The 15,107-nt window shown below is 64.2% G+C and carries 16 protein-coding genes; 7 read left to right on the top strand and 9 right to left on the bottom strand.

Annotated elements, in window-relative coordinates; all coding sequences use genetic code 11:
* Positions 1 to 838: RsmB/NOP family class I SAM-dependent RNA methyltransferase (locus AKL29_RS45765; protein ID WP_244482505.1), on the top strand; the 838-nt coding region annotated here is incomplete at its 5' end.
* A gap of 97 nt (positions 839 to 935) precedes the next feature.
* Here AKL29_RS45765 and AKL29_RS30655 read toward each other — a convergent pair.
* A complete protein-coding gene (locus tag AKL29_RS30655) occupies positions 936 to 2,219 on the bottom strand; it encodes an MFS transporter (RefSeq protein WP_050386719.1) in 1,284 nt (427 codons plus the stop codon).
* Between the two features lie 114 nt (positions 2,220 to 2,333).
* On the opposite strand from AKL29_RS30655, the gene AKL29_RS30650 reads away from it, so the two are divergent.
* On the top strand, positions 2,334 to 2,783 hold the full coding sequence (locus AKL29_RS30650) for a winged helix-turn-helix transcriptional regulator (protein ID WP_050386718.1): 450 nt from the start codon (positions 2,334 to 2,336) through the stop codon (positions 2,781 to 2,783).
* A 182-nt stretch (positions 2,784 to 2,965) separates the two neighbouring features.
* On the opposite strand, the gene AKL29_RS30645 is transcribed toward AKL29_RS30650, so the two are convergent.
* Positions 2,966 to 3,298: a DHCW motif cupin fold protein gene (locus AKL29_RS30645; protein WP_050386717.1), complete on the bottom strand. Its 333-nt coding sequence runs from the start codon at positions 3,296 to 3,298 to the stop codon at positions 2,966 to 2,968.
* A gap of 254 nt (positions 3,299 to 3,552) precedes the next feature.
* Positions 3,553 to 3,924 (bottom strand): nuclear transport factor 2 family protein, encoded by a 372-nt coding sequence (locus AKL29_RS30640; RefSeq protein WP_050386716.1) that lies wholly within the window; start codon positions 3,922 to 3,924, stop codon positions 3,553 to 3,555.
* A 137-nt stretch (positions 3,925 to 4,061) separates the two neighbouring features.
* Between AKL29_RS30640 and guaA the strand changes: the two genes are divergently transcribed.
* Positions 4,062 to 5,660: a glutamine-hydrolyzing GMP synthase gene (gene guaA, locus AKL29_RS30635; protein WP_050386770.1), complete on the top strand. Its 1,599-nt coding sequence runs from the start codon at positions 4,062 to 4,064 to the stop codon at positions 5,658 to 5,660.
* A 101-nt stretch (positions 5,661 to 5,761) separates the two neighbouring features.
* Positions 5,762 to 6,046, top strand: a complete 285-nt coding sequence (locus AKL29_RS42380) for a hypothetical protein (protein ID WP_152977832.1) — start codon at positions 5,762 to 5,764, stop codon at positions 6,044 to 6,046.
* Between the two features lie 654 nt (positions 6,047 to 6,700).
* On the opposite strand, the gene AKL29_RS30630 is transcribed toward AKL29_RS42380, so the two are convergent.
* Positions 6,701 to 7,264 carry a TetR/AcrR family transcriptional regulator gene (locus AKL29_RS30630; RefSeq protein WP_050386769.1) on the bottom strand — a complete coding sequence of 188 codons (564 nt, stop codon included), beginning with the start codon at positions 7,262 to 7,264 and terminating at the stop codon, positions 6,701 to 6,703.
* Between the two features lie 106 nt (positions 7,265 to 7,370).
* Here AKL29_RS30630 and AKL29_RS30625 point away from each other — a divergent pair, with 106 nt between their 5' ends.
* Positions 7,371 to 8,027, top strand: coding sequence for a glutathione S-transferase (locus tag AKL29_RS30625; protein WP_050386715.1), 657 nt, complete (start codon positions 7,371 to 7,373; stop codon positions 8,025 to 8,027).
* Positions 8,028 to 8,190: 163 nt separating this feature from the next.
* On the opposite strand, the gene AKL29_RS30620 is transcribed toward AKL29_RS30625, so the two are convergent.
* Together AKL29_RS30620 and AKL29_RS30615 are read right to left on the bottom strand one after the other, a co-directional pair.
* Positions 8,191 to 8,790, bottom strand: coding sequence for an NADPH-dependent F420 reductase (locus AKL29_RS30620; RefSeq protein WP_050386714.1), 600 nt, complete (start codon positions 8,788 to 8,790; stop codon positions 8,191 to 8,193).
* Between the two features lie 36 nt (positions 8,791 to 8,826).
* On the bottom strand, positions 8,827 to 9,561 hold the full coding sequence (locus AKL29_RS30615) for an SDR family NAD(P)-dependent oxidoreductase (protein ID WP_050386768.1): 735 nt from the start codon (positions 9,559 to 9,561) through the stop codon (positions 8,827 to 8,829).
* Positions 9,562 to 9,877: 316 nt separating this feature from the next.
* On the opposite strand from AKL29_RS30615, the gene AKL29_RS30610 reads away from it, so the two are divergent.
* The gene (locus tag AKL29_RS30610) at positions 9,878 to 10,774 is read left to right on the top strand and encodes a LysR family transcriptional regulator (RefSeq protein ID WP_050386767.1); all 897 of its coding nucleotides are present in this window, start codon (positions 9,878 to 9,880) and stop codon (positions 10,772 to 10,774) included.
* A gap of 283 nt (positions 10,775 to 11,057) precedes the next feature.
* Here AKL29_RS30610 and AKL29_RS30605 read toward each other — a convergent pair whose 3' ends face one another.
* Positions 11,058 to 11,294 (bottom strand): hypothetical protein, encoded by a 237-nt coding sequence (locus tag AKL29_RS30605; protein ID WP_050386713.1) that lies wholly within the window; start codon positions 11,292 to 11,294, stop codon positions 11,058 to 11,060.
* 240 nt (positions 11,295 to 11,534) lie between these two features.
* Positions 11,535 to 12,680 (bottom strand): NAD(P)/FAD-dependent oxidoreductase, encoded by a 1,146-nt coding sequence (locus tag AKL29_RS30600; RefSeq protein ID WP_063779971.1) that lies wholly within the window; start codon positions 12,678 to 12,680, stop codon positions 11,535 to 11,537.
* 356 nt (positions 12,681 to 13,036) lie between these two features.
* Here AKL29_RS30600 and AKL29_RS30595 point away from each other — a divergent pair, with 356 nt between their 5' ends.
* Positions 13,037 to 14,224: a serine hydrolase domain-containing protein gene (locus tag AKL29_RS30595; RefSeq protein WP_160321809.1), complete on the top strand. Its 1,188-nt coding sequence runs from the start codon at positions 13,037 to 13,039 to the stop codon at positions 14,222 to 14,224.
* Between the two features lie 78 nt (positions 14,225 to 14,302).
* Here the strand turns inward: AKL29_RS30595 and AKL29_RS30590 are convergent, their stop codons facing one another.
* Positions 14,303 to 14,956, bottom strand: coding sequence for a glutathione S-transferase family protein (locus tag AKL29_RS30590; protein ID WP_050386711.1), 654 nt, complete (start codon positions 14,954 to 14,956; stop codon positions 14,303 to 14,305).
* Between the last annotated feature and the right edge of the window lie 151 nt (positions 14,957 to 15,107).

Genomic DNA, 15,107 nt, shown 5'->3' with positions numbered 1-15,107 from the left:
GCTCGATCTGCGCGTCAACACGCTGCGCGGCAAGCGCGAGAAGGTGCTGCCGCGGCTGTCGCATCTCGGTGCCAAGGAAACGCCGTGGTCGCCGCTCGGCCTGCGCATCGAGCTCGGCGCCGACGCGCGCAATCCGGGCATCCATGCCGAGGAGGATTTCATCAAGGGTGCCATCGAGGTCCAGGACGAGGGCTCGCAGCTCGCCGCGCTGTTCTCGGCGGCCAAGCCCGGCGAGCAGGTGATCGACCTCTGCGCCGGCGGCGGCGGCAAGACGCTGGCGGTGGCGGCGATGATGCAGGGCAAGGGCCGGCTGATCGCGACCGACAGCGACAAGCGCCAGCTTGCGCCGATCCATGAGCGGCTGTCGCGCGCCGGCGTGCACAATTGCGATGTGCGCACGCCGCGCGGCGAGGAGGAGGTGCTGTCCGACATCAAGGCGTCCGCCGACCTCGTGCTGATCGACGCGCCCTGCACCGGCACCGGCACCTGGCGCCGCAATCCCGACGCCAAATGGCGCATGCGCCCCGGCGCGCTCGAGGTACGGCTGAAGGATCAGGCCGAGGTGCTGGAGCGCGCCGCGCCGCTGGTGAAGGGCGGCGGACGGATCGCCTACATCACCTGCTCGGTGCTCTCCGAAGAGAACGGCGAGCAGGTCAGGGCCTTCATCGCGCGGCATCCGGAGTTTTCCATGCAGCCGCCGGAGCAGACCGCAGCGGTGCTGTGGGACAAGGCCGAGGCCTTTGCCGAGGCTGCGCTGCAGTCGGCGGAAGGCCTGCTGATGACGCCACGCCGCACCGGCACGGATGGGTTTTTCGTCTCGGTGCTGAAGAAGGCGTGACAGCGATCGTCATTCCGGGGCGTCCGTAGGACGAACCCGGAATCTCGAGGTTCCGGGTTCAATGCTTACGCATTGCCCCGGAATGACGAAATCCACGTCATGAGTGTCCGCAATCATACGCCGCACCAACTGCCGTCGGCGTCCTGCTCGCCACGATGACCCAGTATAGCAACGCGCAGGCGCTGATCGCGGCACCCAGGACGCAGACGCCGGGCCAGCCGGCGGCCGCATAGGCCATCGTCGAGGTGATCGCGCCAAAACCTGTTCCGATCGAATAGAACACCATGTAGCCACCGACCAGCCGGCTCGCCGCGTCGGGGCGCGCGGCGACGATCAGGCTCTGGTTGGTGACATGGATCGCTTGCACCGCGAAGTCGATCATCAGCACGCCGGCCAGCACCAGCCATAGCGATGTGTTGAGGCAGGCGATCGGAACCCAGCCGGCGAGCATCAGCAGCAGCGACAAGCCGGTGGTGCGCTGCCCCCAGCCGCGGTCGGCGAGGCGGCCGGAATTGCGCGCCGCCAGCGCGCCGGCGAGACCGGCGATGCCGAGCATCCCGATGGTGGTGTGCGACAGCGAGAGCGGAGGTGCCGCGAGCGGCAGCACGACCGAGCTCCAGAACACGCTGAAGCTTGCGAAGATCAAGAGCGCGAACACCGCGCGCTCGCGCAAGACCTGCTCCTCGACGAACAGCGCGACCGTCGAGCGCAGCAGCTTGGCGTAGGACGATCCGGCCATCGGCTGCGGCGCATGCCGCGGCAGCGCGCGCGCCAGCAGCGCCGCCAGCACCAGCGTCAGCGCGGCCGAGGTGAGATAGACGACGCGCCAGCCGCCGAGATCGGCCAGCGCGCCGGCGGCAAAACGTGCCAGCAGGATGCCCGAAACCACGCCGCTGGTGACGGTGCCGATGGTGCGGCCGCGGTCGGCCGGCGCTGCCAGCGTCGCGGCGTAGGCGACCAGCACCTGGATCACGACGGCGAGCAGCCCGACCAGCACCATGCCGACCAGCAGCACCGGGGCGTTCGGCGCGGTGCCGACGATGGTGAGCGCGATCGCCGACAGCACGGTCTGGCCGACGATCAGCCTGCGGCGGTCCCAGAGGTCGCCGAGCGGCACGATCAGCATCAGGCCGAAGGCGTAGCCGACCTGGGTCAGCGTCACGACGCCGCCGATCACCGCAGGCGTGATGCCGAGATCCTGCGCCATGGTATCCAGCAGCGGCTGCGCGAAATAGATGTTGGCGACGCTCAGCCCGCAGGCGACGGCGAACAGCAGCACGACGGCGGGCGACAGAGCACGAGCCGTGGTGTCGCCGGGCTTGTCGTTTGTCTTGTGATGGTCCTCGGCCGGCCGGGCCTCAGCCATGATCTGGTTCGTCATCTTGCCTCCGCCGCAATTCGCAATCTGGTCTCATCATGAGACCAGTTGCGCGAAGCGCTGTCTAGTCCTATTTTAGAACCAGTTCGGAATCGTGATCGAGAAAGGTTGGCCGCCATGAAGCGGACCGGATTCGCCAAAGCGGAATGCCCGGTGGCGCGCGCGCTGGATGCCATCGGCGACTGGTGGTCGCTCCTGATCGTGCGCGACGCGTTCGACGGCCTGCGCCGGTTCGGCGACTTCCAGAAGAATCTCGGCATCGCCAAGGGCATGCTGACGACGCGGCTGCGCACGCTGATCGAGCTCGGCGTGCTCGAGCAGGTCGCGGCCTCCGACGGCAGCGCCTATCAGGAATATGTGCTGACCAGGCGGGGCCACGACCTGTTCCCGATCGTGGTCTCCTTGCGGCAATGGGGCGAGGCGCATCTCTACGCCCGCGGCGAGCCGCATTCGGTGCTGCTCGACCAGGCCGGGCAGGCGGTCGGGCAACTCGTGCTGCCGTCGAAGAGCGGCAAGCCGCTGGGCTGGGCGGATACGAAGGTGAGGAAGGTGGCGCGGCGGCGGTGAGTGCGTGTTAGCGGCTACTTCGTTGCCGGTCTCCGCAAACACTGTCGTCATCCTGAGGTGCGCGCCGGGCGGTGCGCCAGCAACGCGCGGCGAGCCTCGAAGGATGGGGATGGAGCCGGGCTGTCGCCCTTCGAGACGCGCTACGCGCTCCTCAGGGTGACGGGAGACAACGGGGTTGCTCTTCAATCCACAATAAACAGCGTCGCACCCGTCTTGGTCGACGAACGGTGCGCGGCGTCGCCGAAGTCGGAGACCTGGTAGCTCATGCCCGGCTTCAGCGTGAACCTGCGGCCGTCGCGCAGCTCGGTGTCGAGCTCGCCTGTGACGACGTAGAGCACATGGCCGCGATCGCACCAGTGATCGGCGAGGTAGCCCGGCGAATATTCCACCATCCGGACCCGCAGCTCGCCGATGTTGAGCGTGCGCCACAACGCCTGTCCGGTCTCGCCGGGATGCACTGAAGGCTCGACGTTGCTCCAGTCGGTGACGGTGAAGGGCAGGGGCGGGATTCTCATGGGCTGGATCCTGACGTTCTGTGGCTCTACGCGTCTGCATCTCCAAATGCCGGCGTCATCCCCGCGCAACGGCGAAGCCGTTGTCGCTGGAGGTGCGCGTCGAGCGGTGCGCAAGCAACGCTCGGCGGGCCTCGAAGGATGGGGATGGAGCCGGGCTGTCGCCCTTCGAGGGCCGCTGAAGAGGCGGCCACCTCCAGCGACAAAGGCGAAGCCTTTGCGCGGGGGTGACGGGAGAGCAGGAGTGGCGCAGCAGCTTAATGCACCAGATGGTTCGCCGAGCCCTGCCGGATCTTCCCCTCGGCATCCAGCCGCAGATACTCGCAAATCTTCTTGCCGCGTTCATTCTGGTAGAACACGACGACGCTGTCGGGCGAGACATAGAGGTCGATCAGCTCGAAATGCAGCTCGGGCAATTTCGCCAGCGCCGCGCTCCAATAGGCCCGCAAGCTGGCCTTGCCGAGCACGGTGCCTGACGCGCCGAAGCCGAGCGGCGGAATCCGGTCCGAGGTCATCTCGGCATCCTCGGCATACATCGCCAGAACGCGCTCGAGGTCGCGCGCGTTCCAGGCAGCGATCCAGTCGTGGCCGAGCGCGGCAAGGCGGGATGGGTCGTGAAAATCCGGCATTGGTTTCCTCCATGTGGCTTACGGCCAAATTAGGTCAATAATACTGACCTATATGGATTTGTCCATGCCCAAAGAAGAATGTGGGCGCCCCTTCGAGCGCGGTTGCGGGGGCGGGCGCCGTCGCGTATCTGCTTGCCATGACAGCCCAGCACACAGCCCGCGAACCGTCGACGCCCTCCGTGGCCTCGGCGCATGACAAGATTCTGATTGTCGATTTCGGCAGCCAGGTGACGCAACTGATTGCCCGCCGCGTCCGCGAGATGGGCGTCTATTCCGAGATCGTGCCGTTCCAGAAGGCGGAGGCCGCCTTCAAGGAGATGAAGCCGAAGGCGGTGATCCTCTCCGGCGGTCCGGAATCGGTGCATGAAACCGGCTCGCCGCGCGCGCCGCAGCTGATCTTCGAGTCGGGCGTTCCCGTGCTCGGCATCTGCTACGGCCAGATGACGCTCGCGGCCCAGCTCGGCGGCGAGGTCGAGGGCGGGCATCACCGCGAGTTCGGCCGCGCCGATGTCGAGGTCAAGACCGACAGCCAGCTGTTCGAGGGCATCTGGGGCCACGGCGAAAAGCACCAGGTGTGGATGAGCCATGGCGACCGCATCACCAGGATGCCGCCCGGCTTCTCCGTCGCCGGCACCTCGCCGAATGCGCCGTTCGCGATCATCCAGGACGAGACGCGCAAATATTACGGCCTGATGTTCCATCCCGAGGTGGTGCACACGCCCGATGGCGCCAAGCTCTTGCGCAACTTCGTGCGCAAGGTCGCGGGGCTGACCGGCGACTGGACCATGCGCGCGTTCCGCGAGGAGGCGATCGAGAAGATCCGCGCCCAGGTCGGCAAGGGCAAGGTGATCTGCGGCCTGTCCGGCGGCGTCGATTCCGCCGTCGCGGCGGTCCTGATCCACGAGGCGATCGGCGACCAGCTCACCTGCGTGTTCGTCGATCATGGCCTGCTGCGGCTCGACGAGGCCAGGACCGTCGTCGACCTGTTCCGCAACCACTACAACATCCCGCTGGTCCACGTGGACGCGTCGAAGCAGTTTCTGGGTGAGCTCGAAGGCGTCACCGACCCCGAGGTGAAGCGCAAGACCATCGGGCGTCTGTTCATCGACGTGTTCGAGGCGGAAGCCAAGAAGATCGGCGGCGCGCAGTTCCTGGCGCAGGGCACGCTCTATCCCGACGTGATCGAGAGCGTCTCCTTCACCGGCGGCCCGTCGGTGACCATCAAGTCGCACCACAATGTCGGCGGCCTCCCGGCCCGCATGAACATGAAGCTGGTCGAGCCGCTGCGCGAATTGTTCAAGGACGAGGTGCGCGTGCTCGGCCGCGAGCTCGGCCTGCCCGAAGTGTTCGTCGGCCGCCACCCGTTCCCGGGCCCGGGCCTTGCGATCCGCTGCCCCGGCGACATCACCCGGGAAAAGCTCGACATCCTGCGCAACGCGGATGCGGTCTATATCGACCAGATCCGCAAGCACGGCCTCTATGATGCGATCTGGCAGGCTTTTGCGGTGCTGCTGCCGGTGAAGACCGTCGGCGTCATGGGTGACGGCCGCACCTACGAATACGTCGTGGGCCTCCGCGCCGTCACCTCGACCGACGGCATGACCGCCGACTTCTACCAGTTCGACATGAAGTTCTTAGGGGAGACCGCGACGCGCATCATCAACGAGGTGAAGGGCGTGAACCGCGTGGTGTACGACGTGACCAGCAAGCCGCCGGGGACGATTGAGTGGGAGTAGGGGGCAAAATAGCCGAGGCCTTAGGCCGAAACGAGACACTCATTTCGCACGAATCCTAGGGTTGGCGAATAGTGGCGAGGGAAGCAGACTTTCCAGCGACCGTGATCAAGGCGCTGGCCGAGCGGGTAGGGCACCGCTGCTCATTTCCAGATTGCAATGCGTCGACGATCGGTCCAAGTGCAGAGTCGGCGACTAGTATCGCAAAGACAGGAATGGCCTGTCACATCTATGCGGCAGCGGACGGTCCGGCTGCACGTCGAACAGGCCGTAGCAAAAGTATCGACGAACTGCGTTCGATCGAAAACGGCATCTGGATGTGTTATCGGCATGGCAAACTCATCGACACCGAGAATGTAGCTACTCAGAGCGCCGACGAGGATTTTTGATGGCCACTTCCGGCGTGTCGGTTGGATTTGCCTTCAACACAAATCAAATCCCGCTTCACCACCTGCGACAAATCACCCCGACGGGCAACTCACCAAAACCTGTCAATCTGCGAATAAGAAAATATTCCGCTTGGCGTTTGACCCAACTCAGATGTTCAATATGCGCGTCTCACCCGACACGAGGGGCGGATCGCGATCGTCACGAACGCGGGTCGAGATGCGGTGGACGCTGAATGCGCGACTGACGAGTGCGCGTGAGGCGGACGGCGAAGTCGTGTGGTCCTGACGCCCAAGTGGCAGGTGTCTCTTCACATTGCGCGGTGCGCGTGGCGAAGACGGTGACAAACAAGCCAAGTCTCGCCGGGGAGAGCACGAAGTAAGCCGTAACCCATCGCGCAGGGAAAGCCGGGTTGTTTCCGGTTACACCTGTGGTCCTACCCCCGAGCTTTCTACCCATTGCTCGGGGCCCATGGGTGCGATCGGCACCCGGCTTTCCCTGCGCCCTCTATTCTCAACGAGGGTGAAACCAAGAGCAAAGCTCGGACGGTTCAGTCGCGAGAATGCGGTTTCGTGCCCGCGCGCCGGCTGAAGCGGGCAGAGCGGATCGGCTGGAGAGGCGTGATGCACCATATCGATCATCGAGCCATGGATGAGCTACGCCGGCAGCAGGCCGGCGGCGCGATAGTTGTCGATCAAGGAGTCGTAGAGCGAAATATCGGAGCGGCTTCTGGCGACGAGCTGCGCGCCGGCGACGGCGGCGAAGATGGCGCGGGCGCGCTGTTCGCTCTTTCTTGCGCTGACCAGGCCCGCGGCCACCAACAGCTTGCTCAGCCACGCCACGTTGACGTCGGCAAAGATCTGGACTTCCTTCTTCACTGCGTCCGGCAGGTCGTCGACTTCCGCCGACATGAAGCTGCAGAGGCACATGCGATTGTTGCTCTCGAGCGCCTTGCGAAACACATCGGGGTATCGACGCAGGCAGCGGACAGGATCGGCCGCTTCTGCCAGCATCGCCTCGAGTTGGGCGGCGGTGTCCTCCCAGTAGCGCCGCGCGACGGCCACGCCGAGATCGGCCTTGCTCGGAAAATGGTGATAGATGCTGGCGGCCTTGATCCCGACTTCGTCCGCGAGATCACGGAAATTCAAGCCGCCATAGCCGCGGGCCTGCGCGGTCCGCTTTGCCGCCGCCAGGATGGCTTCCCGAGAGCTTGAACTCATCATTGCCTCACCGCTTCGTTATCTACCAAGTGACAGATAGGCGTTGACCTGCCCGATTTGAAGGCTAATTTAGCCTACCAAGTGACAGGTAGACACAGGAGTCCTGATGAAGATTTACGATTGGCCAACTGGCCCATATCCGGCCCGCGTTCGCATCGCTTTGGCCGAGAAGAACCTGCGGCCGCAAGTGGAGTTCGTACTGGTCGATCTCTACAAGGGCGAGCACAAGCAGCCCGAATTCCTCGCCAAGAACTACTCCGGCACGCTGCCGGTGCTCGAACTCGACGACGGGACCTTCATTGGCGAGTGCACGGCTATTACCGAGTACCTTGACGCGCTCGTTGGCGCGCCGACGCTGACCGGCAGGACGCCGCGCGAAAAGGGTGTGATCCACATGATGAGCAAGCGCGCCGAACTGGAAGTGCTCGACGCCGTCAGCGTCTATTTTCACCACGCCACGCCAGGTCTCGGGCCTCATGTCGAGATCTATCAGAACCCCGAATGGGGATTCCGTCAGCGCGACAAGGCCCTCAGGGGGATGCACTACTTTGACGGCATTCTGAAACGACAGCCGTTCGTTGCCGGCGACGCATTCACGATGGCCGATGTCACCCTCATCGGCGGCTTGATCTTCGCGGGACTGGTGAACGTGCCGGTGCCGGTGGAGTGCGAGGCTCTTTTGGCATGGTACGCAGCGATGCAGGAGCGTCCTAGCGTGAAGAACCGGATAACGATGTCCGAGCCGATCAAGGCACTTGATTGAGATCGTCGTTTGCGACCACCGCCCTCGTGAGTCCTACGCGAGGGCGGATCGCCACGACGGCAAGCGTAGCCCGGATGAGCGCAGCGACATCCGGGTATCTTTCTTCCACCGCATCCCGCATGTCGCTCTGCTCATGCGGGCTACCCGGCTGCCGAGGGTCCGATCACTGCTCCTTCTTGAACAAATCCTGGAAGATGAGCGGGCCCCAACTGCGCCCGCGTGCGTGCACCAGCGCGCCACCCTCGTTGAGCTTTCCCAGCTTGACGGGCGCGAACCCGAGTTGCTTCGCCAAGGCCGCCACAGGAGCGGTCGCGTCCTCGTCGTCACCAGACAGCAAGACGACCCGGTGCCCGCCCTCGACGATCGGATCGGCAGCCAGGGTGGCCGCAATCAGGTGATTGAACCCTTTGACGAGCTTGGCGCCGGTGAACGCCTTCGCGACGAAGGCGGAGGACGGGAGGCCGTCCAGCTCTTCAGGGACTGGAAACGCGTTCATCGCATCGATGACCGTCTTGCCTTTCCAGCTCGGCAGGGCCTTCGCAACCTCGCGATGCTCCCCGAACGGGACCGCCAGGATGATTGTGTCGGCCTCGAGTGCTTCCCGCAACGACTTGGCGACGACCGTGGGTCCAATCGCCCGAGCCTGCGGCGCCAACGCCTCGGGCGGCCGGCGGCTGGCGACGGTCACGTCGATGTTTTTGCGGGCGAAGGCGTGGGCGAGGGCCTGACCTATCTTACCGAATCCTACAATCGCGTAGCTCATGATGTTTCTCCGATCCGTGTTGGTGTTGATTCGATTTCAGATGGCCGAAAAACCGCCGTCGACAGACAAATCCACCCCATTCACGAAGCTCGAATCGTCTGAGGCAAGAAACAGCGCGGCCGCGGCAATTTCCTCAGGACGACCCATCTTTCCCCGCGGGATCAGGGATTCGAACATCCGCTTCGCCTCCTCGGTGAGAACCTGGTCCTGCATCGGTGTGGCGATCGGCCCCGGGCTCAGCACGTTCACCCGGATATTCCTGCCCTTCAGTTCGTTGAGCCAGGTGCGCGCGAATGAGCGCAATGCCGCCTTGCTCGCCGCATATACGCCGTAACCGGGAAAACCTTTTACGGACGCGACCGACCCGGTCATGAAGATCGATCCGCCATCGTTGAACAGCGGCAACGCCTTCTGAACCGCAAACAGCGTGCCGCGCGTATTCAGGTCGAAGGTCGCATCGAAATGCCGCTCGGTAATCTCGCCGAGTGGGACGGCTTCGCCGATGCCGGCGCTCGCGTACAGGACGTCGATCTTGCCCTTTTCCCGCTTGACCGTGTCGAACAGACGGTCGAGGTCGTCGAGATTGGCCGCGTCGCCGCGCACGCCGGTTACGTTCCGGCCGATCAGCCTGACGGCCTGGTCGAGCGCCTCCTGCCTTCGGCCCGTGATGAAAACATAGGCGCCTTCTTCAACGAACCGCCTGGCGCTCGCCAGCGCCATACCGCTCGATCCACCCGTGATGACTGCAACCTTACCCTCAAGCTTTCCCATGACTTCTCCTTTCGTCGTGTCGGACAGCGTCTCGGGTCCCATTTACGAGATGGCCCTCGAGAACCTCGACGTAGCTCCGCCGGCGTCAGGCGTTGAGTGCGGAAGCGCGCACATCGGTGGTGCGAAATCGATCCGGCAGGACGACTGACGCCAGCCGCGACGATCGGTGTCCGCCGTTCGGAATTGGGCCGCGCTTGTCGGCGTGGCTATTCGGCTTGGGCTATGATGATCGCCCGTGCTACCCACATACGAGATGCTGTTCGATGTACTGGAGACGGGCTTTGGAAGGCGCACCCCAGCGGTGCTGGATTGCACCATGATCGACTGGGATGACGTTCGCTACTTTCTTGCCGTCGCGCGCGGAGGCTCGGTGCGGGCTGCCGCCGAGCGCCTCGGGGTGAACCACTCGACCGTGCTGCGACGCGTCGCCCAGCTGGAGGAACGGCTCGGAGCGCAGATGTTCGAGAAGCTGCCTTCGGGTTACCGCCTGACGGCTGCGGGGGAAGAGGTCCTCGAGCTCGCGGACCAGATGGAAGCGTCGTCGCACCAGCTGGAGACGCGCGTCTTTGGCCGCGACCAGAGCGTGCGCGGGCTTCTGCGGGTGACGCTGGCACCGACCCTCGCGACACACCTGCTTATGCCGGATTTCGCCGATTTCGCGCGTCTGCATCCGGACATCGAAATGGAAATCTTGTCGTCCGGCGAGCTGGCAAATCTGACCAACCGGGAGGCCGACGTCGCGATCCGCGTCGTCTACGACCGCAAAACCCTGCCGCTCAATCTTCACGGCCTGAAGGGACCGGAGCTGTTCGGAGGCATCTACATATCCCGCGATCGACTGGCGGCGTGGCGTGCGGGCGCGCCTGATCCCGTCAGGTGGATCGTCATAAGCATTCACGGAATCCCGGACTGGGCCCACGAGGGCGAGGTTCGCGCCGCCGAGGTTCCGTTCAGGGCCACAGATGCCGCGGCACAGATCGTCGCGGTGCGGCAGGGGCTCGGGATGACGACGCTGCCGTGCTTCGTCGGAGATGCCGACCCCCTGCTGGTGAGGGTGCCGGGCACCGACCTGCACATGTACGGGACGCTCTGGCTTCTCACACAGGGGGAGACACGCAAGACGAAGCGCGTGCGGCTCTTCACCGAGTTCGTATCCCGCAGGCTCACCGCGTACGCGCCGCTTCTCGCCGGGCTGTCGATATCACGCGACTGACGCGCGGGCAGGTAGCCGATGGCGCTTGCCGCAATCCGATCGGAGGCGAGCTGCGATTGCACCAAGCGAAAATCGCGCTCAATCCCTTGCGCTGCTGACGGTGGCAAGCGTAGCCCGGATGAGCGAAGCGATATCCGGGGCATTTCTATCCGTCTGTCGCGTGGTGTCCCGCATATCGCTGCGCTCATGCGGGCTACTCGCTGCGTCGCTAGATGTCGAGATGGCGCACCACGGCGGTCAAGCGGCTAAGGGGCAGCCCGGCCGATCGGTGCGTGCGCCGCGATCAATACGGACCCGGTTCGCAGGGGACATTGTTGCCGGTCCAGGGCGCAGTGGCGAATGAGCCGACGCGCGGCGCCGGGATGCAGGCGCGACCGTCAACGTAGACGGGCTCGGTCGGCGCGGCGACGCTCGCCTCCGCGACGTGGCGGGACATCGCGTGGGTTTCGCGCGCCATTGCCGGCGACGCGATCATGGCAACCGCGATCAAAGCAGCCGACAGGAGTTTGACGTTCGTCATGGAGTTTCTCCGTTTTGTTTATGGGGCCAAGGAGTCTAGCCTCGTCAGACATGTGTGCACGGCAACGGCGGACTTAAATGCAATCATCACTCACGCTGGCTCAACGCTGCGTGAGCAATGCGATCCTCGCCGTTGTGTCGCGCGATGCAGACCATCACCGACAGACTGGATGAACGAGGCGTAATCCATCACGTCTTCGCGCGATGATCGTGAGGGTGCGTTACGTCCGCTAAAACTCCGTCACGGCGCGAGCTCCGCTCTGACCTCGCCGAGCAGCGCCATGCCGCCGAGCCGGCCGAGTTCGTCCGAACATTTTGCGCTCTTGCCGTAGCAGCAGAAGGCGACCGTAACGCGCTCCGAAAGCGGTCCGATGCAGGGCAGGCCGCTGTCGCCGAAAGTGGTCATGCAGGACACGACGCGGCGTTCCTCGAAAGCAAGGTCGCGAATGCGGTCAAGGATCTGTCCTTGAAGCCGATCGGCGACTTCAATCGATCCGCCCGAGCGGAACCAGTCCTTGATATCGGCCTCGCTGTCGAGCGGAAGATCGACCGGATCGCCGCCGAGCTTCAGCCAGGTCTGGCCGTCCGGATAGGGGATCGGCGGCAGGATGTAGGGATTGTCGCCCTTGGGCCCGAGACAACGCATCGACGGCATTCCGGCCAGGCGTTGAACCTCCGCCGCACCAAGCCGGAACAGCGCCGCGGTCCGCCCATAGACCGTAAAGCCCAGCGAGCAGCCGAGCAGCGATTGGGTATGCCCGCCCGCCGCAACCAGCACACGCTCGGCCTCGACGCTGCCCGATCGCGTCCGGATCGTGACGCCGGAGCCGCTTTCCGAAATCCCCAGCGCGGGTTCGTCGATGATCCGGGCGCCGGCACACTCCGCCGCGATCGTCTGCGCGCGGACCAGGCGGCGCGGGCTGATGTATCCGGCATTGCGAGGCTCGAAATAACCCTGCATTCCCGCCGTCGATTTCAGAAACGGAAAGCGCTCCGCGAGCCCCGCATCATGATAGGCTTCATACTGGATCCCGTCTTCGGCACAGATCCTGCCGATCGAAGCAACGTCAGTGGTTTCGCTGCGGCCGACGTGAAGCGCACCGGCTTCCCGATAGAACTCCACGCCGCTCTCCGCTGAAATCTCGCCGTAGCGAGAAATCGCGGCGCGGTTCGCTTGCCGCCAGAACGGCCCCGGATCGTAACTCCGCGTGATGCGGCCCTCGTCATAGTGGCTGCCGAACACGCCGCCATGGCGCGAAAAATCCGCCGGCTCATCGGGCCCGATCAGCGCAACATCGTGGCCCATCTTGCTCAGATGCCGCGCAGCCGCCGATCCGATCAGGCCGCGTCCGATCACCGCAAGTTTGATCGCTTGATTGGTGCTCACGAAGAAGTCCTGCGCTCTGCCTGCATCGGCGGGGTGAGATCGACCATGTCATTTCCGATGCTCTGGCAGCAAGCATAATCCAGCCGAGCGCGCAGCTGGACCGGCGAAGCTTGATCCGCCGCATCTTGAAGCCGGGCGCGAGGCGGCGGGTTACGCGTTCGGCTAACCTGGCCCCGACTCCCGCTAGAGTCTTCGCGACTGCCCGGAAGTCGGCGCAAGCGGCGTCTGACGACGCTGTTTCCACGGAGCGAACTTGAAACAAATAGTCACGGTGATTTCGCTCGCGCTGGACGGCGTTATATGAGAGGATGCAACCAAAGGTCAACATGGTGCATCTTCACCGGCAGGAGGGCGAAATGAGCGACCAGATGATCGATGCGACGACAAGTCCGGCACAGATCGTTCAGCAGGCGGCAAAAAAATATCTCGACATCAGCAACGCCCCTGGCTGCTGCATCGCGGTCTATGACGAAAAGTCGTTCGGCACCAAGGGCTACGTCTACCCCAAGGGACTGTCAGGCGTGGCCGGCTCTTCGCCCGCGCCATTCAGTGTCACGACCGACACGGTGTTCGAGATCGGATCGGTGACCAAGGTGTTCACCAGCACATTGCTGGCGGTGGCCGTCAAGGCGGGTGGGCCTTCTCTTGACGATACCATCGGCCCTTACTTGAACCTCTTCAGCGCGAACGCAGTGGGAACGCCCGTGCTGGATGCCATCCAGCTCGTGCAATTCGCCACCCATACCTCCGGTATGCCGGAGCAGCCGGGGGACGGCTTGACTGGCTACAGCGAGCAGCTGTTTGCGGACGAGCCGCCCTCCAGTGAACTCATCAACTGGTGGAATCAATATGATACGCCGCCGCAGGGCTGCTGGCAGTATTCCAACATCGGCTTCGTGACCCTGGGCTTTGCGGTCACGCAGATGTTTGCGAAAGACAAGGGCCATAACTACAACGAAATTTTGGCCGAATACGTCACCGGTCCGCTCGGCATGAAGCAAACGGGCGCCGTCGTCAATTCATCATGGAAGATCGCGCAGGGATGTATCGGGCATTGGAGCAAGAGCTCTGAGCCGCCATACCAGATCGTTTTCGACCGCAACACGCCGACCGGCGGCACAGCCTTTGATCTGAAAACCACCGGCGACGATATGCTCAAATTTCTTGCCGCGCAGATCGCGGCGCCGAAGGGGCCGCTCGGCTCGCAAATCGCGCTCACGCAGCAGAACCAGGGGACATTCCCCGTTTGCGGGGAGAAGACCAGCGTCACCATGGGCCTCGCCTGGCAGATCACCACGGACACGCAGGGCCATACCGTTTTCACAAAGAACGGCGCGACGAGCAGGGGCGGATTCGAAGCGATCGTGATCGTCGTGCCGGAATTGCAATGCGGTGTCGCGGTGCTGAGCAACCAGTATTTCGATGCGTCGGGCGTGCACCCCGCGGGGATCGCACCCGGCCGCACCGCAATAGAGATTATCTCGCAGCTTCATCCAGGATTCGAACTGACCGAACCGCTGCCAGAACACGATCCATTCGACTAGCAAACCTGGCCCGGACGGGCGCAGCACGTCCGGCGGCTTTGCCATCTGCGCGAGAGCCTGTCCCTGATGTCGCCAGCGTCAGCCGGTCGGTCGCTTACCCGTGTTGATCGCCATCTGCGCGGCGAAAGCCCGGCGGTAAGCCGGCCGGGCCTCGCCGCGGGCGACATAGGCGGACAGGCTCGGATATTCGTCGAGAATGCCCGATGCTCTCAGCCTGAGCAGCACCGACACCATCATCAGGTCGCCCGCGCTGAACGCGCCGTCGAGCCAGTCGGCCTTGCCGAGGCGGGCGGAGAGTTGCTGCAGCCGGTCGCGGATGCGATCCATAACCAACGGCAGGCGCTCTTTGGTCCAGGGCTTGTCGCTCTCCAGAATCCTGGCGGTCATGAGTTCGAGGATCGGCGGTTCCACCGTGTTGACCGCGGCAAACATCCAGGTGATTGCGCGGGCGCGGGCATTGGCCTCGCCGGGCAGCAGGCCCGCATGACGCTCGGCGATATGGAGCACGATCGAGCCTGTCTCGAACAGCGCGAGATCACCTTCCTCATAGGTCGGAATCTGGCCGAAGGGATGCAGCGCCAGATGCGCAGGCGCCTTCATCGCCTGGAACGAAACAAGGCGAACCTCGTAAGGCTGGCCCGCTTCTTCCAGCGCCCAGCGAACGCGCGTGTCGCGCGCCAGTCCCTTGCCGCCATCGGGCGACCGTTCGAAGGCGGTGATGATGGGCGTCATCGTTTCTCTCCATGTCCTTGCGTCCCGAGGACGAGCGGGCGGCGCGCGCCCCGACAGCCGATTCGGGATTCTTTTGACAGCAAGCTACATGTTCGCGCATGCGGGGCACGCGGTCGAGTTGCCCCGGCGCAAGTCAAATCCCTTTGCGTCG

Origin of the sequence: Bradyrhizobium pachyrhizi (genome assembly GCF_001189245.1) — a bacterium.
Lineage (GTDB): Bacteria > Pseudomonadota > Alphaproteobacteria > Rhizobiales > Xanthobacteraceae > Bradyrhizobium > Bradyrhizobium pachyrhizi.
This window is presented reverse-complemented; position numbering and strand designations above follow the sequence as displayed.